A 23,678-nucleotide genomic window follows, 5' to 3' on the forward strand; every position below is an offset into this window, starting at 1 on the left:
AAGTTTTGATCTTTTTTCTTATAAAATCTTCTAAGATACCTTGATTTACATAATCTAACTTTTGTGCATAGATTTCAGACTTTACCAAGTGTTTTAGGATTAGCAATTGCAGGGTTGATTGGTGGCACGAGTTCTGTCTTTGCCCAGCAAGCCATTCCCCTTTGTCAACCACCAAATGCAGGCGAGTATCTTTTATTAGTAGTCAGTCCCACAGCGAATAATCAAAAGCAGTTACGTAGTGCCTTACCACCTGAACTTAAAACTATCACCTGCAAGTATCTCAACGAAACTGTGACGCGAGTAGGTGGCTTTAACAAAATCGATGATGCCAATCGTTGGGCAAGATATGTCAGTAATATTGTTGGCTTGTCTGCCATAATTACCACTCGACCAACAACACCAGATGTGCAGGCGTTACAACCACAGGCACAGCGACAGCTACAGCCACCTCAGCAGACAGTTAGCTATAGTCCTCAAGCTTTAGGAGAGGGTTATGCAGTGCTGGTAGATTATTACAACCGCCCAGAACTCGTAAATAGTGTGCAGCAAGCAGTTGGAGGTAACGTCGGCTTTGTTTCTTATGGACAACGCCCTTATTTGTTGGCAGTTTACACTACTAACCAAAGTGAAGCTTACAACACATTGCAGAAGCTTAACAATGGCGGTTTTGTTGCCAGCATCGTAGATAGTCGTAAGGTGATTCTGCTGCGCTCAACTGTGCGGTTTTAGTCATTAGTCATTAGTCTTTAGTCATTGGTTAATAACTGTAGACTGTAGACTATTGACTAATAAGCAGACCTCGCTAACCAATAGATAGTTATACCCAAAGCCGATCCAGCGATTACCTGAACTGGTGTATGTCCTAGTAATTCTTTCAGACGGTCTTGGCTAAAGTCTGGTTTTTCATGAAATAATTCATCAATCATTTGATTGAGAATACGAGCTTGTTTGCCAGCTGCTTGGCGAACTCCGGCTGCATCATACATGACGATAATGGCAAAAACCATCGCAACAGCAAAATCAGGAGATGCCCAACCCAGTGTTTGCCCGACACCAGCAGCTAGAGCCGTAACTAGAGCCGAATGGGCACTAGGCATACCTCCGGTTGTTACCAAAACACGTATATTCAGTTTGCGATTTTTGATGATTTCGATTACGAGCTTTAATGCTTGAGCAATTAAACAAGCTACCAGAGCAACCAGCAGCACGCGGTTGTCTAAAATGTTGCCTATGTCCTGCATGGTATTTTGGTTAGGTTAGTAAATATTAGCAGCAGTTGTTGGTTGAGGAAACATTTAGATTCAACCCAAAATCCCAAATTAATCTAGTACATCATGGTGGAAAGAGAACAACTCTTCAAAATCACCTAAAAGCTTAATGGATCAGCTTTTTGAATTTTGAATGAGTAAATTTTGAATTCCGTTGGGCGGTGTAGTAGAGCATAGCGTTACAAAACCACCCATTCCCAATCAAGAAAACGCTTGCAGTATAAGAATTACGAATTACCCAAAACATTACTAGTTATTGCGGCTGGTAATAAAATGAGCGATCGCTTGGAGTGGTTTGGCTCTGTCTCCAAACGGTTCCAATTCCACACAAGCTGCTTTAACTAGCTCTTGGGCTTTTGAGCGCGATTCCTCAAGTCCCCAAAGGCTGGGATAGGTAACTTTCTTAGCTTTTTGGTCTTTACCAGCTGTTTTACCTAATTGCTCTTGGGTAGAAGTGATATCCAGAATATCATCGATGATTTGGAATGCTAGCCCAATATTTTGAGCATAACGGGTCAGTCGTTGCACATCTTCAGGTGATGCATCAGTTATGATCCCACCACAAACTACAGAAGCTTCTAAAAGGGCTGCTGTTTTGTGTTGATGAATAAAATTTAGTGTTTCTAGAGAAATATCAGATTTCCCTTCCGACTCTAAATCGACAACTTGACCGCCGACCAAACCAGCTGCTCCCAGCGCCCGACCAAGACGGACAACTACTTGTAAGACTAGCTCTCTGGGAACACTTTGGGGGGTTTGAAGGGCAACAAATTCAAAAGCGAGAGCCAACAAGCCATCCCCAGCCAAAATCGCGACATCTTCGCCATAGACTTTATGATTCGTCAGCTTCCCACGACGGTAATCGTCATTATCCATCGCTGGGAGGTCGTCATGAATCAACGACATTGTATGGATCATCTCTACAGCACAGGCCGTCGGCATAGCCATCTCTATGGTTCCACCCATCATTTCACAGGTAGCAAGGCAAAGAATGGGACGTACACGCTTACCTCCAGCTAATAACGAATAGCGCATCGCCTCATAAATCTTTTCTGGATAAATGACTGGGATAGACCGATCTAAAGCATTATCACAAAGCTTTTGCCGCTCTTTGAGATAGGCTACTAAGTTAAATGTGGTTTCCTCTGGTGGTGTCTTTTGAACTTTATCAGTTGCTACCATGCTTTAATTCCTGACATTTTGGGATTTTTGTCTTATACGTCACAATTTTAAGGTGCTGTGGGGCTGAAAAAAATGAAGAGTTAGGAGTTAGGAGTTAGGAGTTAGGAGTTAATAACTCTTAACTTTTAATTCATCACTTTTAACTCATCACTTTCTTTCTTCTTTTGTCGCTCTGAAGTAGCTGGCAAATGTATTTTCCAACAGTATGGCAACAGTCATCGGGCCAACACCACCAGGAACAGGAGTGATAAATCCTGCAACATCAGCGGTTGATTCAAAATCAACATCGCCAATGAGGCGACTTTTGCCATTAGCATCGGTGACGCGATTCATCCCCACATCTACCACAACTGCGCCCGGTTTCACCATATCGGCAGAGATCAGTCCGGGACGACCTACTGCTGCAATTAGAATATCAGCATTTTGGGTGATGGTTTTGAGATCGTGCGATCGCGAGTGAGCGATCGTAACTGTGGCATCAGCTTCTAATAGCATCAGCGCCATCGGTTTACCCACCAAAATACTCCGTCCCACCACTACTGCCTGTTTTCCCTGCAAAGGAATCTCATAAGCTTCTAAAAGCCGCATTACACCAGCCGGAGTACAGCTACGTAAACCCGTTTCTCCCCGTACTAGTCGCCCCAAATTAACTGGGTGCAGTCCATCAGCATCTTTATTGGGATCAATTTGATGCAGTAGAGTCACAGCATCTAAGTGGTTAGGTAAAGGCAACTGTACAAGAATGCCATCCACCCGTTCATCGTGGTTGAGTGCAGCAATGACCTCTTCTAACTCCCCAAGGGTAGTTTGGGTAGGAAAATGCTTACCAAAAGAAGCGATCCCAACTTTAGCGCAGGCTTTTTCTTTATTACGTACATAAGCGGCTGACGCTGGGTTGTCACCAACCATCAACACTGCTAAACCAGGAGGGCGCCCAATTTTTGGTTGTAATTCTGTAATGGCGACAGAAAGTTCTTGCTGAATTTTCGCCGCTAAAGTTTTACCATCAAGGAGTTTGGCAGTTTTTGTTTCCATGAAAATTCCCAGCTATATTCGCCTGTTGTCCAAAGTCCAAAGTAAAAATATTGATTATTACATCTTGTATTGTGTCGCTGTTTGATGTCGTAGCGTTTCTCTCACAGTAAATTCATAATATTTATTTTCTCAGATTAACGGCATCATCTGAAGAATAAAGAATTAGGAGTGGGGAGCAAGGGAGAAGATTTTTTCCCCTCCGCCCCCTGCACCCCGCCCCTCTGCCTCTTTCCAATGCCCAAAATAAATAAATCGGTGGCTTTCATGCAAAAAACGAGAAATTTTCCCCTTTCGTTCTTGTACGGGCACAGTATTTTTCCTTACCGTTTGGGATTGACTTGTTTCCTCGTAGCGGGACTTTCTAGTTGTGGTAACTTGACATTACCTAGCTTAAGTAAGACTGGCTTAAAATTTAGGACAAATGTGACTCCAATTGGAGAAATTAAACCAAAACAGGACAATCAGGCTATAGTTTACATCCAAGGTCAGGTAGAAAAGCAAGCTCCTCTGATCAAACAGTGGGCTTATAAAATTAGTGACTCAACTGGCAAAATTTGGGTTGTCACCAATCAAAAGAATCTGGGTGAGGGTTCACAAGTGGTGATTAAGGGTAAAATTCGCTACCGAAGTATTCCCTTAGCTGGCAAAGAATTGGGAGAAGTTTATTTAGAAGAAGAGTAATCAGCAATTAAATTAAAAATAAATATATGAACTATGAACAATCAACAGGTACACGTAGCGATCGCAATTCTCTATCAAAAAAACAAGTTTCTCATGCAGCTGCGCGACAATATCCCCGGTATTCTCTACCCTGGTTACTGGGCGCTGTTTGGCGGACACATCGAACCTGGTGAAACGCCGGATGTAGCAGTAAAACGAGAAATATTAGAAGAAATCGGCTATGATTTACCACCCTTTGTTGAATTTGGCTGTTATCCCAACGAAAGAGTTGTCCGTCATGTCTTTCATGCACCGCTGTTGGTGGAATTAAATCAACTGGTTCTTAACGAGGGTTGGGATATGGCGTTATTTACCCCAGAAGATATCCGTCAAGGTAACTGTTATTCACAAAATGCTGGCAAAATCCGACCTTTAGGGGCAATGCATCAGAAAATTATGTTGGATTTTATTGAGAAAAATCCAACATAATTTGGGGATTGGGGATTGGGCATTGATTATTAATTCTTCCCCTGCTCTCCACTCCCTAGAAGCCACAATAAAGTTAGAACTCTTATCGGGTCATCACTAATGCAATCAGCAAACAAACTGCCGCGATGGTTAACTATCGGATTGGCATTTCCTATTGCCATTCTCAACGGCTGGCTATTGATCCAGGTTATACAGTATTTTCAACCCTTGGTTAGCATTATTGCCGCCGCCATCCTACTGGCTTTTGTCTTGAATTATCCAATCCAGTTTCTTCAGGAACAAGGGGTGAAACGCAACTTAGCGATCGGGGGAGTGTTGCTTTTGACTCTGGTGGTTTTAGTAGCTTTAGGCATCACCTTGGTTCCCCTAATTATTCAACAGCTTGTTGAACTGGCTAATATTTTACCCAGTTGGATTGATTCTGGTACTCAGCAGCTACAAGCTTTTCAGGATTGGGCCTTAAGTCAACAGCAACTTCCGATTAATTTAAGTGGTTTATTTACCCAAGTTCTGGAACGATTATCTAACCAACTTCAGTCTTTCACTGGTAGAATTCTTGGTTTTGCCGTCGATACCATCGGTATTGTCCTCAATGTACTGTTGGCGGTAGTGCTGACTATCTACCTAATATTGAACGGTGAACGTCTTTGGGACGGAATTTTTCAGTGGTTTCCCCCTAACATTGGGTTCAAAGTGCGGGAATTACTGCGAGAAGATTTCCACAATTACTTCATCGGTCAAGCAACATTGGGAGCTGTATTAGGGGTGACAATTACGCTGGCGTTTTTAGCGCTGCAAGTTCCCTTGGCTCTACTTTTTGGCATCGGTATTGGCTTGTTTTCACTCTTCCCCTTTGGTACAGGGGTAGGTATCGCTATAGTAAGTTTATTGGTAGCGCTGCAAAATTTTTGGTTAGGGGTGGAAGTCTTAGGTGTCGCTGTTGCGATCGACCAAGTTAACTCTAATATTATTGCACCTCGAATTCTCAGCAATTTGACCGGGTTAAATCCTGTATGGGTTGTAATTTCTTTATTACTAGGAGCAAAGTTGGGAGGAGTTTTGGGTTTGTTAGTTGCGATCCCCATTGCCAGTTTTATCAAGGATATAACAGATAGCTGGCGGGCTGGAGAATTTAATAAAATAGATGATATTGAGTCAGAACCTATTGCCATAACAACTGAGAGAGCAGGAACTTACAGCTAAAGCTCAATTATTGATATTAACTGAAAAACTGGTGAGCTTGTCCATAAATGAACTGCAAAACCCTGATTTATGATGCCAACAAATAAGCAGCTATTACTTTATGTATCAATAATTTTTCAGAAATCAAAATAAGGGTAAAAAAATGAGCGATCGCTATTTATATATAATGCAAAATTTGATTAAATATTAATCAATGCTGAACCCGTACAAAAACAAGATAGTGTAGGGGAGCCAGTGCGTTGTTCCGATTTCCATAATTGAAATAGGTGGCTGGATTTCTGACGTGCTGTGCTTCACGTAATTAAAAACAGCCATATCAATTAATAGAAAAATTAAATATGCGTCACCCGAAAACCTTGTAGAGACGTAGCAATGCTACGTCTCTACGTCTTTTCTGGAGATGTTTAATCTTCTAAAATCTGGATTTCATCAAGTTGATTAATCACTACATCTGCACCTCGGACATTATCTGACTTACCTACCCAAGTGATACCAATACAACCTGCGGCTTTAGCGTTACGCGCCATTTGCATATCACCAACTGAATCACCCACCATCAATGTAGCGTTCGGTTCAACTCCTAAGGCTTGACAAGCTTGCAAAAATAGTACTGGATCTGGTTTACTCGGCCCTTCATCTACGCCCATTTCCAACTGGATATAATCGTTTAACTGGTGATTGGCTACAAAATTACGTACTTCTTCAGTTGTCGCAGCTGAGAGGATGCCAAGTTTCAAACCCCCTTCTTGTAGATATTTCAACAAGTCTAAGCTACCCACAAATAATGGTGAAGGAGTTTGTCCAATGTACTTTTCCGCTTCATCCAAAGCTTGACGGGCTATTTTTAAGCACTCAAACCATCCTCTGCCAGTTTCGGCAATATATGCCGCAGCCGCAACTTCTGTTTCGCGGCGGCTTGCTACTGATACTAAACCTGCGGGATCTAGAAGATTGCCATTGATGCCAAATGCCATTAACAGGGGTTCCCCAGTTCCAGGGATTTGAGCATCTATTAACCTTGCTGCCTTTTGTGCTAGCGATCGCAAATACGTTTCTGAATCTTCTAGAGTACCGTTTTTATCAAACAAAATTGCCTGGATATTATCAAAAATGATATTTCTACATTTAATGGTTGCCATAATATTTAACTTCTAACTACTGCCAATTCTTTATTTTTACCGATTTTCCATATAAAAAAAGAGGGGAAAACCCTCTTTATAAAATGATTTGATACTCTTACTTAAAAATAAGTAAAACTATAAAAAATCTATTACTCTTCAATAGCTGCTGGAATTTCTTCTTCAGTTTCCGTCGCTGCTGGAATTTCCTTTTCAATTTCCGCAACTACTGAATTTTCTTGTTCAAGTTCTGCTGCTGGTGGAATCTCTTCTTCAAGTTCCGCTGCTGGTGGAATATCTTCGTCTGCTACAGTTTCCGCAGGTGCGGCAGGTGCAGCAGTAGCACCTTGCTGCTTGGCTAATAGCTGTTCGCGATACTTAGCAGCCATTTCTTCTGCCTTATCGTAGACCAAATCCCGGTTCTTAATCATGTCGCCGGGTTCGGGTTCTAGTTGCTTGGTAGATAGGGAAATTCGACCCCTTTCTGCATCCAAGTCAATGATCATAACTTTCACTTCATCATTGACATTGAACACGCTATGAGGTGTATCAATATGTTCGTGAGAAATCTCAGAAATATGTAGTAGACCACTGACGCCGCCAATGTCGATGAAAGCACCGTATGGCTTAATACCACGAACAGTACCAATTACTACTTCGCCGACTTCTAGGCGGTTCATCTTACGCTCAACCAACGCCCGACGGTGAGATAGAACTAGGCGATTACGTTCTTCATCCACCTCTAGGAATTTCAACGGCAGATCCTCGCCGACCAATTCTTCTTTAGGTTTGCGGGTACTAATGTGGGAACCTGGGATAAAGCCACGTAATCCCTCAATCCGTACCAATGCTCCGCCACGATTGGTTGCAAATACGCCAGAACGTACAGTAGCATCTTCTGCTTGCAACTGTCGCACGCGCTCCCAAGCCCGCATATACTCAATACGGCGAATGGAAAGGGTTAATTGCCCATCTTCGTTTTCATCGGTAAGGATGAAAAATTCCCGCGTTTCGTTTGACTGTAATACTTCTTCCGGGCTATCCACCCGGTTAATAGACATTTCTTGTATAGGTATATATGCTGCGGTTTTAGCACCAATGTCAATCAGAGCGCCGCGCGGCTCTATACTGAAAACTGTTCCTGGGACAACATCGCCAGGGCTAAAATGATAATCGTATTTGTCAAGTAGAGCAGCGAAATCTTCGTGAGTGAATCCAATTTCTGTAGCGGTTAAATTCTGATTGACCATGCTGATTTGTTCCTGGTTCTAGTCTCCGTAAAGGTTGTGCGACAAGCGCGATGTGCTATGTAAGCACTTTTATGGCAGCCTACACAAAACATCCATTTTCATCCTAGCGCAGAAAAGCTAGTATTAACACATATCTACTCCCAAGATTGGAAATTATATCACAATATGAAAATGATTGGTTATTTACTTAGTAGTTAACGTGTGTCTCCAAGGAAGGCACACGTTAAATTAATGGAACAATGGGCGAGTTTGTAACCAAATTACAGCAGTTTTCATATATTTGAACCACATTTGTTGTAAGGGCACAGCATTGCTGTGCCCTTACTGTGTGGTCTATTATTCAGCCATTCTTTAGATATGAAGTAGACATTAAACTAAAAGCTAGTTAAATGTTTGCTTGTTGACGTTGATATAATGACCAATACAAACCCTTTTGTTGCAACAGCTGTGAGTGAGTACCACGTTCAGCAATTACACCTTGCTCTAATACCAAAATCAAATCAGCACGTTTGAGGGGAGCAAAGCGGTGAGCAATCAAGAACACGGTACGATTAGCGGAAATTTTTTGCAGGTTTTGCAGTACTTGTTGTTCAGTTTCACTATCCAAAGCGCTGGTAGCTTCATCTAAAACTAAAATCGGCGCTTGGGAAAGAAATAGTCTTGCTAAGGCAATACGTTGTCTCTGTCCACCAGATAAAGCGGTACCACGTTCACCAACATTGGTTTCGTAACCGTAGGGTAATTGACTGATGAAGTCGTGTGCTACTGCTAACCTTGCCGCCTCTACTACTTGCTCTGCGGTAATGTCGGGACTACCAAGAGTGATATTTTCTAAAATGGAACCGTTGAATAAAAAGTCTTCTTGAAGAACGACACTAACTTGTTGCCGCAGTGAGGCTAAGTCGGCACTTTTTATATCAAAACCATCAATGAGGATACGTCCTGATTCAATTTGATAGAGGCGTTGTAAAAGTTTAGACAGGGTACTTTTTCCAGAACCACTGCGTCCGACAATGCCGACAAATTGCCCTGGTTCGGCATTGAAAGATATCCCCCGCAGAATTGCTTCAAAGTTTGGCCGGTAGCGAAAAAATACTTGCTCGAAGGTGATTTGTCCTTTCAGAGGTGGTAAAACTAGACCAGTTCCCAGTTCTGCTTCTGGGGAGACGTTGAGAATATCACCAATGCGATCTACTGAAAGTAGCACTTGTTGGAGGTTTTGCCACAACTGTACTAAACGCAAAAGTGGGCCTGTGACTCTGCCAGACAGCATTTGAAAGGCGACTAGCTGTCCAATTGTAAGCTTTTGTTCGATAACTAACTTGGCACCAAACCAGAGAATCAGCATGGTAGACAAATTGGTAAGAAAGTCACCAATGTTGCTGCTGATATTGGAGGTGGTGGAGGCTTTAAAACCTGTGCGAATGAAGCGAGCAAATAAGCCTTCCCAGCGATCGCGGGCTACTGGTTCGGCGGCATGGGCTTTAACGGAGTGAATTCCAGTGATTGTCTCTACTAGAAAGGATTGACTATCGGCAGAACGGTTAAAAGTTTCGTTGAGCCAGTTACGCAGAATGGGGGTTGAAACGATAGTTAATGTGGCAAATAGCGGCAGTACTGCTAAGGCGACAAAGGTGAGTGGGACGTTATAGTAAAACATCAATACCAGATACACCACAGTAAAGATGCTATCTAGAATTACTGTTAATGCTGTACCTGTGAGAAACTGGCGAATTTGTTCGAGTTCCTGGACTCGTGCTACTGTGTCTCCGACGCGCCGCGACTCAAAATAAGCTAATGGCAGACGCATCAGATGGCGAAATAGCTGTGCTGATAAACTCAAATCCAGCCGCCGAGCTGTATGGGTAAAGATGAATAGGCGCAGAATACCCAATATGGACTCAAATACAGCTACGCACAAAAGTGCGATCGCCATGACATCAAGAGTCGGCAAACTCCCTTGCACCATCACTTTATCAATGACGACTTGCGTAATTAGGGGTGTTGTTAACCCCAAAAGCTGCAAGGTAAAAGATGCTAACAATACTTCTACGAGTAAGCCCTTATACTTCCAAACTGCTGGGGTGAACCAATTGAGGTTAAATTTTTCTTGCCGAGATACGAGTTCTACTTGCCATAATTGTCCATCCCAAGAGGCTTCAACTATGGACTGTGGCAAGCTTTCACAAGTTCTTTCGGGATTGAGAGGATTAGCGATAATTAAGCGATCGCCCTTAACTCCATAAGCCACCACCCAGGATGGACTCTGGGGTGAGTCAGAACTCCACAGCAGTAAAGCTGGAAATGACAACTGCCGCAACTCGCCCCAACTCACTTGTAACCGCCGCAACACTAACCCTAATTTTTCTGCTGCTTCCACAACCTGTTTTGGGCGTTGTCCTCTGAGTTGGCGCTGCACCCATTCCAGTTGCACAGAATTTTCTAACTGTTGGGCCACCATTGTTAAACACGCCGCAGCAGTATTCCAACTAGCAACAAAGGGATAATTTGCAACGATCAGATTAGCAGCTGGGAGTCCTTTTTGGGGTTGGAGGCTGTGGGGGCTGGAAGTTCCATCCGATGTTGATGATATTACTGAAGGGGTGGAAGAGAAGGAAAATGTCTCCCTTTCTCCTTCTGTTTGTACTGGTAATGCTTGCCAAAACTCTTGAATTTGTGGGTGAGAAAATTCTGTCCAAAGTGCAGTATCCCAACAAATTACTATCACTTCTTTACTAGCAGCTACAGCTTTAAAATCCGCAGACAGCTTTTGTAAGTCGCCAAACCAATCCCCCGCATCTAGGGCAGCTATTGGTTTGCCAATGCCTTCTTCTCGCAAGCGGACTTTTCCAGCCACAATTAAGAATTGATAACCACCGACATCATTTGACCAGATTTTTTCCCCAAGACGATACTGGCGAGTTTGGGATTCATTTTCTAATTGGGATTTTTGTTCGGGAGTCAGCCAGCATAACGGTGGCTGATTCCAAGGCAAAGAAGCTAGAACTTTTAATCGTAAAGATTCATTATCCAGAATTTTTAACTCACTTGTAACTTGACTGTCAGTTTTTGAATTTTCTCTGCTAGCCATTTTTCAAATAACTCATTTTGTAGTACTTGCTGTAGTTGAGTATCTTCTAAAGACGCTGGCAGAAATTGTTCTACTCGAAACAAACCAAAAGGTCCTTCTCCTTGGGGAGAGTCTTTGCCAACGATTTCTATTGGGCCTACCAATTGTCCTGGACTAGCGACATCAATAGCTGCGCGTAATATATCCGGCATACTGCCTCGGCTGACGATTCCCATCATGCCGTTTACAATTCGGTCATCTGAAAGTGAATACTCTTTGGCTAGTTGCTCAAAACTACCTCCTTCTTCAATTTGGGTATGGAGTTCGTCTGCCAATTCTCGATTATTGACAACAATCCGAGAAAGTACTACCCGATCCAAAAAAATTTTGCGTTCAATGAAATATTCTTGGATTTTTGTTTGCGTTACTACAGCTTTCAGCTTTTCTAACTTGTAACCAAAAGTCACCGATGTGTGAAATGTAGCGTAATCTGTGTTGTTGATCTTTAACCATTCTTGAAAACTTTCGGGATCAGTCAGTTGATTTTTCAGCCTAAAGTCAATAATTGACTGTTCAGTTATTGCTGTGCCAATTTCAATATCGTTTCGTGTTCTGATTTCTTCCTCAATTACGTACTGGCGGAGAATATCCCCAATGAACTGTCCTAACTTTCCAGAGGCTTGCAGGTACTTTACTGCTTCCTCAACAGAAATTATTTGGTCATTAATTGTCAAAAATGATGAAGATTCCATGAACTAATTATGTGAATATGGTTAAACACTTATAGGACTTTTAATTTAAATCATATAGAAATCATCTGGTTGTTGATGGATAAATATGATAAAGATTCCATGAACTAATTACATCTAAATGGTCAAAAAATTATATAACTAGTGAATAATATAATTTCTCTTGATCTCTTTTACAGTCTGGTGGGGACAAAACAGGATTGAACTGGGGACTGGGGATTGGAGATTGGGATTAGGGATTGGGGATTGGGGATTGGGGAAGAAGTAAGGGAGCAGGAAGCAAGAAGCAGGGAGAAGAATTTTCCCCTCAGCGAGAGCAGCATCTGCCCCTCTACCTCTTTTCAATGCCCCAGCTAGTTATTTTCACTGATTTACTTAATGAAATTTATCCATGTCAAGGTAAGTAGCACAGAGGCGATCGCACCGATTAATGTATTAAAAATATTTACCACTTCATTGGTCAGCCAGGAATATTTAGATTGAAATGTTGCACCAATCACACTTTCTAGGTTGGTAGCAATAAATGCTGCTAGTACACACCAAGCAACTCCTAATAGATCAATTAAACCAACTCCCCAACCGATAAATGCGATCGCAACAGAAGCCACAATCCCAGCTAAAGTTCCCTCCAAACTTACCGCTCCTTCTGTACCTCGTGGCACTGGTTGGAGTGTGGTAATGAGAAAGGTACTTTTACCATAAGCTTTACCAACTTCACTAGCAGTAGTATCAGCCAGCTTGGTACTGAAACTTGCTACATAAGCTAACAATAATAGGGATTGGGGATTGGGTACTAGGGATTGGGGACTAGCTACAAAGAATCCCGAATTTATTATCCCTACTCCCAAAGCACAGAGCGCGCCAGTTAAAGCCGAACCCCAAACATTTTCTGGACCTCTTGCCCCAGAACGCTTTTCGGCAATTCCTTCTGCCTCCTTCTGCGCCATACCGATGCGGGTAACGCCAGAACCAACCAGAAAATAGAACATTACTACTGCATATCCTTGCCAGCCTAGAGTTACCCAAATTAAGATAGCCAAGAACCAGGCATGAAATAATCCAGCAGGGGTAAGTAGTTTTTTCGGAGAAATCCAAGCTAAACCCAACAAGACTGTGTTTAATACTACTGCTACCAACCAGGGATTTACAGAATCAATTAAGGGTGACATCAGCAATTAATTATGAGTAATTTTTCTGAATATCAACAGAATAGCGAATTTATGATACTTAGTGCTTAATTTCTGAAACCTCTCCAGCTAAAGTAATATGTTTGTATTATTAACTAAATAGCGTAGGCATTGCGCCGAAAGCTGATTTTTAAATTGACCACAATCAAGACCCAACAGCCTAAATTGTAGATAGCATCAACCACTAGTCTTTTCCACACAAGTTATGAGTCAAACTTTATTCCATCTAGCTTTCCCTGTGACTGATGTTGCCCAAACAAAAGCATATTACGTAGATGGCTTGGGCTGCATTCCTGGCCGTGAAAACCGCCATGCTCTAATTCTCAATCTCTACGGACATCAATTAGTGGCTCATGTCACCAAAGAACCTTTGATACCGCAACCCACTATCTATCCCAGACACTTTGGGCTAATTTTTACCCAAGAAGGTGACTGGCAAGACTTACTAGAAAGGGCACAACAACAACAGCTATTTTTTCGCGAAGAAACCAAAAATCGCTTTGTTGGTTCTCCTCTTGAGCATCGTACTTTCTTTTTAGAAGATCCTTTTTATAACCTCATGGAGTTTAAGTACTATAGTCACCCAGAGGCGATTTTTGGAAGTTACGAATATACGCAAATTGGGGATAGGGCTTAAGAATTAAAAATTAAAAATTAAAAATTAAAAATCAAAGAGATGCAAGTGCAACAAGTATCCTGCCTACTGACTGGATTTTTTATTTAGCAAGGGTTGCTTGATACGCTCTGCTAAGGTTGCTGTGACTACTGCTAAACTTCTGGAGTCTGTCAGCATCCAAGGGTGCAGAGCAACTGGTACTGTTACTTTCCGTCCTACTGGCATTTGTGAACTATTTGCTGGGACAATCATTAAATCATAAGGTGTCCAGATAGAGGTAAAATCTAGCTGCCCCAATATTACAGCATCAGAATTTAAATCCTTGAGAAAAATGCTGTTAGGGCGCATTTGTATGCAACCAGGACGCCAGGAACCATAAGCAACAACAGTTCCATGATGGGGTGAAGAGATGGTAAGAAACCTTTGCACGCGGTTAATTCCTCCTAGTCGCTGGATATAGTAACGGCTAACAATTCCTCCCATGCTGAAGCCTACTAAATCTAGGCGTTGTTCTGGAACAAAGGTAGCTGTAACATAATCGGCTACTTGCTTTGCCAATTCATCAAGACCCACATCACCATTATTAGGAACTAGATTCAGACTATAGACAGACCAACCCCGTTGTATGAGGTATGCCCTCATTTTATGAAAAACTGCCTCTGTGTCGTCAATGCCATGTATTAATAAAACGGGATTGCGTTGTTTATTTTCCATATTCATTTACAAAATCTAGCTGAATTAAGGTGGTATATTTTACCTTTGTCGGCACATACTGCTCTACAAACTGAAGCTATTACTTTTCGGATTCTTTAAAAGATATTTTTTGCAAAATTGAAATGCTTCCATAAAGATAGTTTGTATAAAATTTAACTAGTTAATCTTGCTATCTGCCAATAGGCTATCACTGGTTGAGAGTAAACTGCTTGCTTAACTTCAATTAGGTATTTACCAAACAAAGAAATGTTAATTCTTGTAAAGCTTGCTTTCAGAATCTTGCTCTTAGTTACAGTAAAATTTAATAATTAGTTCTTGGTGTATGTAGTTTGCAAATGCTTGCGATAGAACATTTGCCCTGTGATTTTACTACAATGTTAATTAAGCACAAGCCTATAAAGGTTGTCACCAGAACGAGGTGACGCAAAGTAGAAAATGTAATATTTTGTCGTAATTTTTAACAATTACGGTAGAGTTCCCAATATAAAAGGTAAAAGGCAGGAGTAATTGTAATGGATTTTATCAAAAAGTTAATTTCGGGTATTCAGGGTTTTCTTGGTGGTATTCTGGGTTTCATTACCGGACTGTTACCAGGGAAGAAGAAAAGCAACGGCTACTTCTTAGAATTGGACGAAGCTAAAGATGCTGCCAAAGATGCTGTTAAAGAGGTCGCATCGAATGCGAAGAAAGTAGCAGACACAGTTTCATCGAATGCTAAGAAAGTAGCAGAGACAATTACATCAGAAGCACCAACTCCATCCAAGCCAGAGTCATTGAATGGAACAAAAACCGCTGCGGCTAAGGCAAAATCAGCTAAAAATTCTAAAGCAGCTGATGTTCAACTAGTCCAGACTGCTGAGGGTCTTAAAGTTGAACCCGCTAAAAATGCGAAAGCCGCAGCAGCCAAAGTCATTAAAGAGCAGCCAACTGAAACCACCTTTGCACCAAAATATCTTGCTCCTTCGACTACAAGCTCTAATGGTCGTCGTCGTCCAGGGGCGAATATGAGTGCTTATCTAGAACTGGCACGTCAGGTAAAAACCCCTAAGAATTAATTAATTTGTAGAGACGCAAAATTGCATTTCTTACCGAAATACTAACGCGTCTCTAACAATTAAATGTGAAGATGTAAGGTTAAGATAACTTTGCCAGTTGTAGATGGGGAAACTCTCCAAAGTAGGAGCGATCGCTTAATTTTTTCTACTACAACTGGATCTTTTAGGGTAGAGGCTTCTTCGTCTAACATTACCCGTTCTACCCGACCTTTGTTGACGGTGAACTCAAAGACGATTTCACCACTGAAGCCGGAAGGAAAGTTTAGCTGTTGAAGGTGTTGGGTTAGGTTAGCAATTTCTGTTTCATCCAAGCCAGTAACACTGATTACTTCTAACTTATGGTTGATTACTGCTTCTGATATTTCATCTTGTTCTATCTCCTCTAAATCAAAGCTCAAAGATATCTCGGCTTCTTTGGCTGCTGGAGATGGTGGCGATCGCCTTTTGTAGAGAAAATCGGGAGCTTCTGATAATGCTGGTGCTGACAATTTCATTTGAGGCGCAAAACTACCAGCCGGAGCATTACCAAACACTCCTTGGTAACTAACGGCTTCAGGCATTTCCACTGGCACTTGCCTAGACAGATATTCGCTTCCTGGTTCAACCCGCACGTCATCGCTGACAGCCACAAAAGCGGTGTATTGAGAAAGCAGTTGATAATTTAAGGCTGTTTCTGTAACTGCTTCTACACCAGCTTTGGTTTCAAAACTCACCATTTGATTCATCAAGTCTTTGATACGAGCGCGTCCCCACAACTGCGCTACAGCAACATTTCCTGTTTCCTCAAATCTGAGGTGAAACGTTTTTTCATAGTGCTTACCACCCGCAGCAATGCCGGAGATTTGCAGATTACCACTAGCTCTATCTTGTTTGCGACCAAATAAAACTAATGGTTGTTCGCTGAATAAATCAGGCGCTACCTTTGGGTAAATCATAGGTGATTCTGTGTCACCTTGCCAAGAGATTTGAATATTCGTAAGTACAGGATTGTTAATTTGCCTATAAAACTTTTCGGCAACTTCTTCTGTGGGTTCATCATGACGAATAATTGTAGATATTCCCCGGCCAATTTCGGCGATACGATTTAGTAAAAAACGGTTAACTGAACTACCTACACCGAAACTGTAAAGGCGATTTGCTGGTTGTAGATGCTGTTGTACCTCTGCTAAAATCTCATTTTCGTTGCCGATATAGCCATCGGTTAAGAGTACAACGCTGCGTAATCTTCCGACTGGTGTAGGGAAATTTATCGCTGTACGAATGCCACTGAGCATTTCTGTGCTGCCATCAGCTTGTAAATTGTTAATGTAAGCGATCGCCTTAGCACGATTTTCTGCTGTATTCGGCAGAGGTTTTGGCGATAACTGCCTAACTCTATCGGAAAAATCGATAATTGTGAAAGTATCGTTGGGATTTAACCCATTGATAAATCGCCGCATTAACTCTTGACACTTTTGCAACGGATCGCCAGATTGGGAACCGGAAGTATCTACCAAAAATACAACATCTTTGGGTACAATCTCATCAGTGGAATATTCCAAAGCTGGAATCAAATATATTGCAAAATGTCCGCCGCGATCGTCAGCTTGGGTTAATACTGTAGATTGAGTTTCTTGACCAGAAACTTGATAGCGGAGAATTAAATCTTTGTTGGGAATTGTATCTTCTCCAGCTAATTGAATTCGCAGAATTTGACCTGAGTGTTCAATTTTTAATTGATGGGAAGGAGAACGCACTTGAGAAATTGGGAAACCCGCATCAATTTCGACTGTGACATTAATATTGTGACGCGATCGCGTTCCTTCAGCGACTACAGGCGGTGTAATGCGCGAAGCATCAGGAACTTGGTCTGTATCACCGCTAGCATCTATCGGTGTTCCTGGAATATATCTTGGCCCAACCACCATCGGGAAAACAAATTCGTAATTTCCCGCCTCAAATTTTAAATTTTCGGTGTAACGGATTGTGACATCAATTTGTTCGCCAGGTTTGATATTAGCGAGAGACTGAGTAAAGATGTTGTCTCGTTCCTGTTCTAGAAGTCCAGCAGTGCGTCCTTCTTGTTTTGCCTTTTCGTAGATGGCTACAGCTTCTTCACGTTTTTTAATATTACCTTTGATGGTGCGATCGCCTATTTTGATTTCCATGTCATCCACCGCCGCCTCATCGGGTAATGGAAAGACATACACCGCTTCTAAAGGCTGTTTAAAGGGATTTTCAAAGCTTTGGATGACCTCAACTCGTGACAAGTTACCGGCAATTTTTGCTATAACTTCTGTGTGTTTTAGGGGAAAAACTACCTGTTTTCCTTCAGGGGATTGGACGTATAAACCCCCTAGCTGTTGGTTTTTAGCACTTACTGTATTCATAGGTTTGATAGCTTTCTTTATGTGGAACATAACCCTAGAGTAACCAAAGCAACAAGTACTGTAACCTAACCACTCTTAGGAGTTTTGTTAGGATATGGGTTAAAAGCTGATACATCCAACAATGACACCAATTCCCCAACCCTTTACGCAAGCTGAAAATGACTGGGATTTAGCAAGTTTGTGCCAAGATATCACCTCTGCAAAACAGCAAATTTCTGGTAAACCCAAACAACTGACACCATTGGAAATAACTTGTCTGAAGGGATTGCTTTGTGGTTATAGTCCTAGTGAAATAGCTGCTGCAATCAATCGGGAAGTTAGGGGTTTAAGAGTTGATTTATCTAGAGGATTGTATCGCTACATCGAAGTACTAACTAAGCGGCCTTCTAACAGCTTAAAAGACTGGAGGGAAGTTACTGACTGGCTAGCAAAAGCTAACTATAAAACTAATTTTTCTCATCGTTCTTTGCAAAACAATGATTCGTTAATCAAAATTGTTGATATTTCCCTTGAAGGCTCTGTTAATTCTTGTGTAATTGATTTAAAAGTCCGTAATATTGGCAATCAGGTTGCTTTCTTGAAAAATACTAAGTTTCTATTTCATAATGCCTGGGTGCTGAAAAGTTGGGTTTTACCTAGACTTGAAATAAATGAGCAGCTAGCTTATGCGCCAGCGCCAGCTATGGAAATGAAGCGGAGTAGAACTGTTCCATCTAGTTGTGACTACCAAATTTCTTTACCAGCAGATATAAATTTCAATGTCACTTTACCATTCAATTTTGCTACAGAAAATTATTTAAATATACAACCGGAAATTGTTCATATTGAAAACTTTAAAATTTCCCAGTGCGTGAGTTGTAATGATGTAGATAGATTTACGTTTACTTTATTTTTGCCCAAAAATGAGCAACAAATTTCTAGTAATGAACAGGCATCATATTTGATACGCACATCATATATTTATAACTTTAAACTAGAACTTGTTTATGATGAAGATAATAAAAGTATTCAGTCTTCTGATTTAATTATTTTGTTGGAACCAAAATATCCTGAGGATATAGAAACACGAGAATTTTTAATAGAATCTAATTCCAAACTTTCCACGAGTATGAAAAAATGGAGTCAGGATAATTTAGAGTTGCTAATGGCAATAGCCAAAATCAAAGGTGTTATGAGTTCATCACTGAATTCTTTAATAAAAAGAGCAGTGTCTTAGCCTAAAATCTAACGTATCCTACGCCGTTGCTTTTTGCCGTTACTCCGATTAAATTCGATTTGGTAAGCAAAATCGAGCTTTCAGTGCTTGAATAACACCTCTATCATTGTTACCCTCCGCTACTTAAACTCGCCTGCCTTATGTTGTCTTGTTCTTACTTTTTGGTTATCAATTAATTAATCTACTGATGATGATTTATCCTTATTGTTGGTTTAACCAATTTTCTAAATCAGCAACACTAGAAAAGCCGAGTAATGCTTCTCCTAGATTCTCTAATTGTTCAATCGATAATCCTTGAACTCGCTCGATTAATGATGGATTAATTTTCCCAATCCGACGATTGAGTTGACGTAATATTAAGTTTTGTTCTCCTTCCTGCCTCCCCTCTTGTTTGGCTTGTTCTCTATCTCTTTGATAAAGTGGTTCTAGTCGCATAATTAACTCCCTATCATCTGCTTCTAATTCTTGATTTAGTCTCAAATTTTCTCGCAAGTTGTAAACTAATTCGAGTGTTGCTTTCTGGTATGGATGATTTAATGGTAACGCTTGCAGCTCGATAATTGCCTGTGACTGCACATTTCCTCTTCCCAAAAGCCTCAACCATAACGTCTGTGGTGTTTGCGGTAGTTGATGTATCGCCACAATTGCTGTCCGCAAGGCCTCTGGCAAAAAATGTACTCCCGATAACCAACTTTCTTTTTCAATAGTTCCAAAGCTAGACAATCTAGTTTCAGATATGGTTGGTGTAAGAACCCACAATTTGGGAATTTCTGAGTCCTGAAGTTTGGTTTTATTTGCTTTAGCTTCTCGCCGGATGAGAGCTTTTACTTCTAATAATTTTAGAATACAGTCGCATATTTCATCGGTAGAAGCTGGATTGCGAAATGGTTCAATTATCGCAGGATGTTCCGCAAGTCTTCCTAGTAAACCCAGCACCTGTAAATTAGAGCTTTGCTGCTTATCAGGAGTGAATAAAACATCTATTTCTTTAATCTCCCCTGAAACTTTTTCTGATGGCTTGACTTCTCCATAATCTTTTAGTAATTCTTCCAGATAGTCTTTGGCAAATTTGTCATGTATAAAGCGCGTCATTTCTATTGATCTACAAATTATTTAACAAACACCAGTCCACTATATAAATGAAAAGCGGAATCCCAATTACTCTGCTCTCGACGAAATAGATCGATGCGAGACTTGATATGACTCAGCATTTCTGTTTGATCTAATGTTGTATCTGCAAAATGCGTGAAATCAGACCAGATTTTAACTTGAGGTAGTTGCTGGTTAATCCAACTAGATAAATTATTCCAATTAATTCTGATTGTATTTTGGCTAGCTTGAGGAATGATTTCTAAACCTTGCTGGAATTCATAGCCGCTATCATAAAATCGGAGAATGCAGCGTCTACCAGGTATGTGTAAATCACAAAACTGAGCATAATCTTGTGTTTGAGTTTTTCGTTCGAGTTTATGGTAGGGATTAACATCTACAACTTGTTCAAAAATAGGTAATAGTCCTACTACTCTGGCTGTGACTTCTGACCAGTCAAAGGTGAGAGAACCGAGTTGATTTGTGTCATTACGGCAAACAATAGTAGCTTGTGGGCTAGATTCTTGGAAATGTTTGACTTGATAAACTTGAATTTGCTGAATTTGAGCTATTGTTGCCCAAAAGCAAGGAATGCCAGCTTGCTGTAACTGTTTTCCATAAAATTTTAGTTCTCCAATTTGACCAGTGCGGTACAACCTCCAGCCACGACTTGGCATTAATAGCCTTGCAGTGTAGGGGTCTAGCTGCATAATCTGGGCAAATTTCCGAGAGGCTTCTGTTTTCAGTTCGTTACTAAGTGGTTCTAAAACTAGTACGCCAAGTTCGGTGTTATTCGGTTCAGATTTTGCTTGAGAAATGGCTCTTTGTCTTTCTTCTAGTTCCATTTCTTGTAGTCTTTGCAAACCTTGACGTGCTAGCGCCACTATTTTGGTATTTGTCGTATCTCGCAGCAGTTGCCGATAAATTTTTTCTGCATTCTGACGCTTTCCAGATACTTCATGCAGCCGACCAAGATAAAATTGTACCCAAGGATTGTCTGGTGATTCTTTTTGCAGCTGTTTGAGTAATTTAGCCGCTGTTTGATAGTCTTTATGCTCAAAGGCGATCGCAACTTGCTCAATCATCACTTTAAATACACGCTGGAGTGATGTCTCACCCAAAATTACTTTTGCGTGAGCTATAAATCATTTATACTTCACAAGCTGCGGAAATCAAGGATAATGCTACGATTGGCGCTGTAACTGCTCTCAGGATGCGACGACCAAGGGAAACAGGTTGAAATCCAGCTGACTCCGCATTCTCAATTTCTTGTATTGTCCATCCCCCTTCTGGCCCAATAGCAATAACAATCTCGCTAGAGATGTTATTCAGCACTTTGTTTAAATGAGGATAAGCACCACGAGCCTCACAAATGTAACGGTGACTTGTCTGATTGGCAGTGATGGCAGTATTAAAAGCAACAGGCTCTAAAATTGTTGGCACGAATGAGCGTTCTGACTGTTCAGCGGCTTCGGCAGCGATGCGCCGCCAGCGTTCGAGCTTTTGAGGACTCGGATGAAGCAAAGTGCGATCGCTCAATACTGGTGCAATACAAGTTACTCCCAACTCTGTACAACACCGTACCACTTCATCAAATCCATTGCCTTTGGGTAATGCCACCATCAGCGTAATTGCTACAGGTAATTCTGTTTCTACTAAAAGCGGTTCTAAAATCTCTGCTTGTTCGCCTGCTAACTGCACTAACCACCATTTCCCCATACCATCCATTGCAATAAAGCGATCGCCTTCACGTAAGCGCAACACCCGCCCTAAATAATGCTGTTGTTCTTTGGTGAGTAAAATTTGCCCTTGTTGGAATTGGGAGGGTGCGATCGCAATTCGTTGCAGTTGAGACATGATATTTTCTGCATAATGAGGGTAGGAATTATTTTCCGTCTAGACTGGATTTTGATCGAAATGAAATCTTATTCTATTTCTTGATAAAATAGTGAAGAAGGCAGTTTTTGCTGAGGGCAGAAGGTTTGCAATGAGCGTGTAGACTGTTGCACTATTTTACCTGTACCATACCCCACTACCATTACACCTCTGTATATCTTCATAAGTTGCGAAAGCCTTCTATGAAGCGGCGGTCAATACAATCTTTGTAATACCACAAGAGCTTATGAGGTGGTAAAGTAAAAGTACCTCTGGTTGCGTAGGCGTAGCCCGTCGCAGACATCGCTCGTTTATCTCCTGTACCAATTAAACTCAAATATTGTTTCTGTGGTTTATAAGGTTTGAGCGGCTTACCTAATAAAATTCGCTGCAAATTCTCAAATAAAGGTTTGCCTTGTCTAACAACAAATACCCCAGCTTTGGGACGCGGATGATTTACCATTGTGGCAATGTCACCAGATGCAAATACCTGCGGGTGCGTTTGAGATTGCAACGTATCTTCTACGAGAATAAAACCTTGCTCATTAGTTCCTAGTCCAGTGGTTTTTAACCATTCGGGTGCTGATGCTTGTGTTACCCAAAAGATTTTATTGCACTCTACTTTCAACCCAGATTCACATTTAATTTCAAATACTTCTTTAGTCTCCTTGGGTGTTATGGGTGCAATTCTACACACAGTTTCCCCAAGATGGAGTTTAATGCCTTGCTCAGTTAAAATTTGCTGAATTTGATGCCGCACTGATGAATGGTAATTGGGCATCAGTTCTTGTCCACGCTGAAATAAATGAATTTCCAGGTTTTGAATAGGTTGTTGAGTTTGATGCAAAATCTGATGTAAACGCGATCGCATCGATAGGGCTAATTCTACACCGCCTGCGCCTCCACCTGCGATCGCAATGCTAATTGGTTCATGAGGATTTTTACCTACGGCTTCAACTAGTTCACGCCAATGCTCTAATAGCTGCGATACTGGTTTAGCTGCGATCGCATATTCTGCCGCACCTGATACAGATATTGTGGCGGGAGTGCTGCCAATATCAATAGACAGCACATCGAAATCTACCGCAAGTCCGCTAGCACAAAGAACTTTGTTATTTTTCAAGTCTAGGGCAACTACCGTGTCAATACATAACTGTGCTTGAGCAAAGTTCGCCAAGGGTTGCAAGTCAATATGGCATTCATCGTGGCTATAAAATCCGGCAATGTGTCCTGGTAACATTCCAGAATAAGCTGTCTTTGATGCTGCACTAATCAACGTTAAATGTACTTCTGGTAACGGTTTTGTTCCAAACATTTTCATAACAATAGCATGGCTATGACCGCCGCCAATTAACACCAGCTTTTTAACTATTGGCTGTTTATTTTGCTGCATTTTAATACTCATTTTTAGTTAATCCCTGATTAGGAATAAATCAAAATCATCATGATGAGTAAAAATATATCTAGGCGAATAGAATTTAGCGGCTGTAGAGACAAAACCCAATACTGTTAAGTTAAAGCTAAAATCCTTTT

General features: G+C 41.2%; 23 protein-coding genes. 7 read left to right on the forward strand and 16 right to left on the reverse strand.

Going from position 1 to position 23,678, the window contains the following annotated elements:
- The first annotated feature begins 63 nt into the window (after positions 1–63).
- On the forward strand, positions 64–729 hold the full coding sequence (locus FD723_RS11905; protein WP_179065527.1) for a hypothetical protein: 666 nt from the start codon (positions 64–66) through the stop codon (positions 727–729).
- 56 nt (positions 730–785) lie between these two features.
- On the opposite strand, the gene FD723_RS11910 is transcribed toward FD723_RS11905, so the two are convergent.
- The 3 genes from FD723_RS11910 to folD form a co-directional block, all read right to left on the reverse strand.
- The gene (locus tag FD723_RS11910; RefSeq protein ID WP_179065528.1) at positions 786–1,241 is read right to left on the reverse strand and encodes a divergent PAP2 family protein; all 456 of its coding nucleotides are present in this window, start codon (positions 1,239–1,241) and stop codon (positions 786–788) included.
- A 276-nt stretch (positions 1,242–1,517) separates the two neighbouring features.
- Entirely contained in the window at positions 1,518–2,450 is a 933-nt protein-coding gene (gene crtE, locus FD723_RS11915) for a geranylgeranyl diphosphate synthase CrtE (protein WP_179065529.1), read from the reverse strand.
- A 147-nt stretch (positions 2,451–2,597) separates the two neighbouring features.
- On the reverse strand, positions 2,598–3,485 hold the full coding sequence (gene folD / locus FD723_RS11920; RefSeq protein WP_179065530.1) for a bifunctional methylenetetrahydrofolate dehydrogenase/methenyltetrahydrofolate cyclohydrolase FolD: 888 nt from the start codon (positions 3,483–3,485) through the stop codon (positions 2,598–2,600).
- Between the two features lie 264 nt (positions 3,486–3,749).
- On the opposite strand from folD, the gene FD723_RS11925 reads away from it, so the two are divergent.
- The 3 genes from FD723_RS11925 (at position 3,750) to FD723_RS11935 (ending at position 5,837) form a co-directional block, all read left to right on the forward strand.
- The gene (locus tag FD723_RS11925) at positions 3,750–4,166 is read left to right on the forward strand and encodes a hypothetical protein (RefSeq protein WP_179065531.1); all 417 of its coding nucleotides are present in this window, start codon (positions 3,750–3,752) and stop codon (positions 4,164–4,166) included.
- A gap of 33 nt (positions 4,167–4,199) precedes the next feature.
- Positions 4,200–4,634: an NUDIX hydrolase gene (locus FD723_RS11930; protein WP_179065532.1), complete on the forward strand. Its 435-nt coding sequence runs from the start codon at positions 4,200–4,202 to the stop codon at positions 4,632–4,634.
- Between the two features lie 99 nt (positions 4,635–4,733).
- Positions 4,734–5,837: an AI-2E family transporter gene (locus FD723_RS11935; protein WP_179065533.1), complete on the forward strand. Its 1,104-nt coding sequence runs from the start codon at positions 4,734–4,736 to the stop codon at positions 5,835–5,837.
- 404 nt (positions 5,838–6,241) lie between these two features.
- On the opposite strand, the gene FD723_RS11940 is transcribed toward FD723_RS11935, so the two are convergent.
- From FD723_RS11940 to FD723_RS11960, 6 genes are all read right to left on the reverse strand, one after another.
- Entirely contained in the window at positions 6,242–6,976 is a 735-nt protein-coding gene (locus tag FD723_RS11940) for an HAD family hydrolase (RefSeq protein ID WP_179065534.1), read from the reverse strand.
- Between the two features lie 131 nt (positions 6,977–7,107).
- Positions 7,108–8,205 carry a 30S ribosomal protein S1 gene (locus FD723_RS11945; RefSeq protein WP_179065535.1) on the reverse strand — a complete coding sequence of 366 codons (1,098 nt, stop codon included), beginning with the start codon at positions 8,203–8,205 and terminating at the stop codon, positions 7,108–7,110.
- Between the two features lie 385 nt (positions 8,206–8,590).
- The gene (locus FD723_RS11950) at positions 8,591–10,666 is read right to left on the reverse strand and encodes a peptidase domain-containing ABC transporter (RefSeq protein ID WP_372743814.1); all 2,076 of its coding nucleotides are present in this window, start codon (positions 10,664–10,666) and stop codon (positions 8,591–8,593) included.
- 289 nt (positions 10,667–10,955) lie between these two features.
- Positions 10,956–11,072 (reverse strand): hypothetical protein, encoded by a 117-nt coding sequence (locus FD723_RS44120; protein WP_372743815.1) that lies wholly within the window; start codon positions 11,070–11,072, stop codon positions 10,956–10,958.
- Positions 11,073–11,244: 172 nt separating this feature from the next.
- The gene (locus tag FD723_RS11955) at positions 11,245–12,027 is read right to left on the reverse strand and encodes a peptidylprolyl isomerase (RefSeq protein ID WP_179065537.1); all 783 of its coding nucleotides are present in this window, start codon (positions 12,025–12,027) and stop codon (positions 11,245–11,247) included.
- Between the two features lie 368 nt (positions 12,028–12,395).
- Entirely contained in the window at positions 12,396–13,193 is a 798-nt protein-coding gene (locus FD723_RS11960; RefSeq protein ID WP_179065538.1) for a TIGR00297 family protein, read from the reverse strand.
- Between the two features lie 223 nt (positions 13,194–13,416).
- On the opposite strand from FD723_RS11960, the gene FD723_RS11965 reads away from it, so the two are divergent.
- Positions 13,417–13,848 (forward strand): VOC family protein, encoded by a 432-nt coding sequence (locus tag FD723_RS11965; protein ID WP_179065539.1) that lies wholly within the window; start codon positions 13,417–13,419, stop codon positions 13,846–13,848.
- Positions 13,849–13,911: 63 nt separating this feature from the next.
- Here the strand turns inward: FD723_RS11965 and FD723_RS11970 are convergent, their stop codons facing one another.
- Positions 13,912–14,547, reverse strand: a complete 636-nt coding sequence (locus tag FD723_RS11970; RefSeq protein ID WP_179065540.1) for a triacylglycerol lipase — start codon at positions 14,545–14,547, stop codon at positions 13,912–13,914.
- Between the two features lie 506 nt (positions 14,548–15,053).
- Here FD723_RS11970 and FD723_RS11975 point away from each other — a divergent pair.
- Positions 15,054–15,596 carry a YtxH domain-containing protein gene (locus FD723_RS11975; RefSeq protein ID WP_179065541.1) on the forward strand — a complete coding sequence of 181 codons (543 nt, stop codon included), beginning with the start codon at positions 15,054–15,056 and terminating at the stop codon, positions 15,594–15,596.
- A 59-nt stretch (positions 15,597–15,655) separates the two neighbouring features.
- Here FD723_RS11975 and FD723_RS11980 read toward each other — a convergent pair whose 3' ends face one another.
- Positions 15,656–17,965, reverse strand: coding sequence for a VIT domain-containing protein (locus tag FD723_RS11980; RefSeq protein WP_179065542.1), 2,310 nt, complete (start codon positions 17,963–17,965; stop codon positions 15,656–15,658).
- Positions 17,966–18,086: 121 nt separating this feature from the next.
- Here FD723_RS11980 and FD723_RS11985 point away from each other — a divergent pair, with 121 nt between their 5' ends.
- Positions 18,087–19,181, forward strand: coding sequence for a hypothetical protein (locus FD723_RS11985; RefSeq protein ID WP_179065543.1), 1,095 nt, complete (start codon positions 18,087–18,089; stop codon positions 19,179–19,181).
- Positions 19,182–19,382: 201 nt separating this feature from the next.
- Here FD723_RS11985 and FD723_RS11990 read toward each other — a convergent pair whose 3' ends face one another.
- The 5 genes from FD723_RS11990 to FD723_RS12005 all read right to left on the reverse strand — a co-directional run bounded on the left by FD723_RS11990 (position 19,383) and on the right by FD723_RS12005 (position 23,538).
- Positions 19,383–20,273, reverse strand: a complete 891-nt coding sequence (locus FD723_RS11990; RefSeq protein WP_179065544.1) for a DUF4351 domain-containing protein — start codon at positions 20,271–20,273, stop codon at positions 19,383–19,385.
- A gap of 17 nt (positions 20,274–20,290) precedes the next feature.
- A complete protein-coding gene (locus FD723_RS11995) occupies positions 20,291–21,355 on the reverse strand; it encodes a tetratricopeptide repeat protein (RefSeq protein WP_179069121.1) in 1,065 nt (354 codons plus the stop codon).
- A gap of 64 nt (positions 21,356–21,419) precedes the next feature.
- Positions 21,420–22,127: a 16S rRNA (uracil(1498)-N(3))-methyltransferase gene (locus FD723_RS12000; protein ID WP_179065545.1), complete on the reverse strand. Its 708-nt coding sequence runs from the start codon at positions 22,125–22,127 to the stop codon at positions 21,420–21,422.
- 68 nt (positions 22,128–22,195) lie between these two features.
- Entirely contained in the window at positions 22,196–22,330 is a 135-nt protein-coding gene (locus FD723_RS42690) for a hypothetical protein (RefSeq protein WP_256875151.1), read from the reverse strand.
- Complete coding sequence (locus FD723_RS12005; protein ID WP_179069122.1) at positions 22,327–23,538, reverse strand: FAD-dependent oxidoreductase; 1,212 nt, start codon at positions 23,536–23,538, stop codon at positions 22,327–22,329. The genes FD723_RS42690 and FD723_RS12005 overlap by 4 nt, the downstream gene beginning before the upstream one ends.
- Positions 23,539–23,678 lie beyond the last annotated feature (140 nt).

It is taken from the genome of Nostoc sp. C052, from assembly GCF_013393905.1.
Taxonomy (GTDB): domain Bacteria; phylum Cyanobacteriota; class Cyanobacteriia; order Cyanobacteriales; family Nostocaceae; genus Nostoc.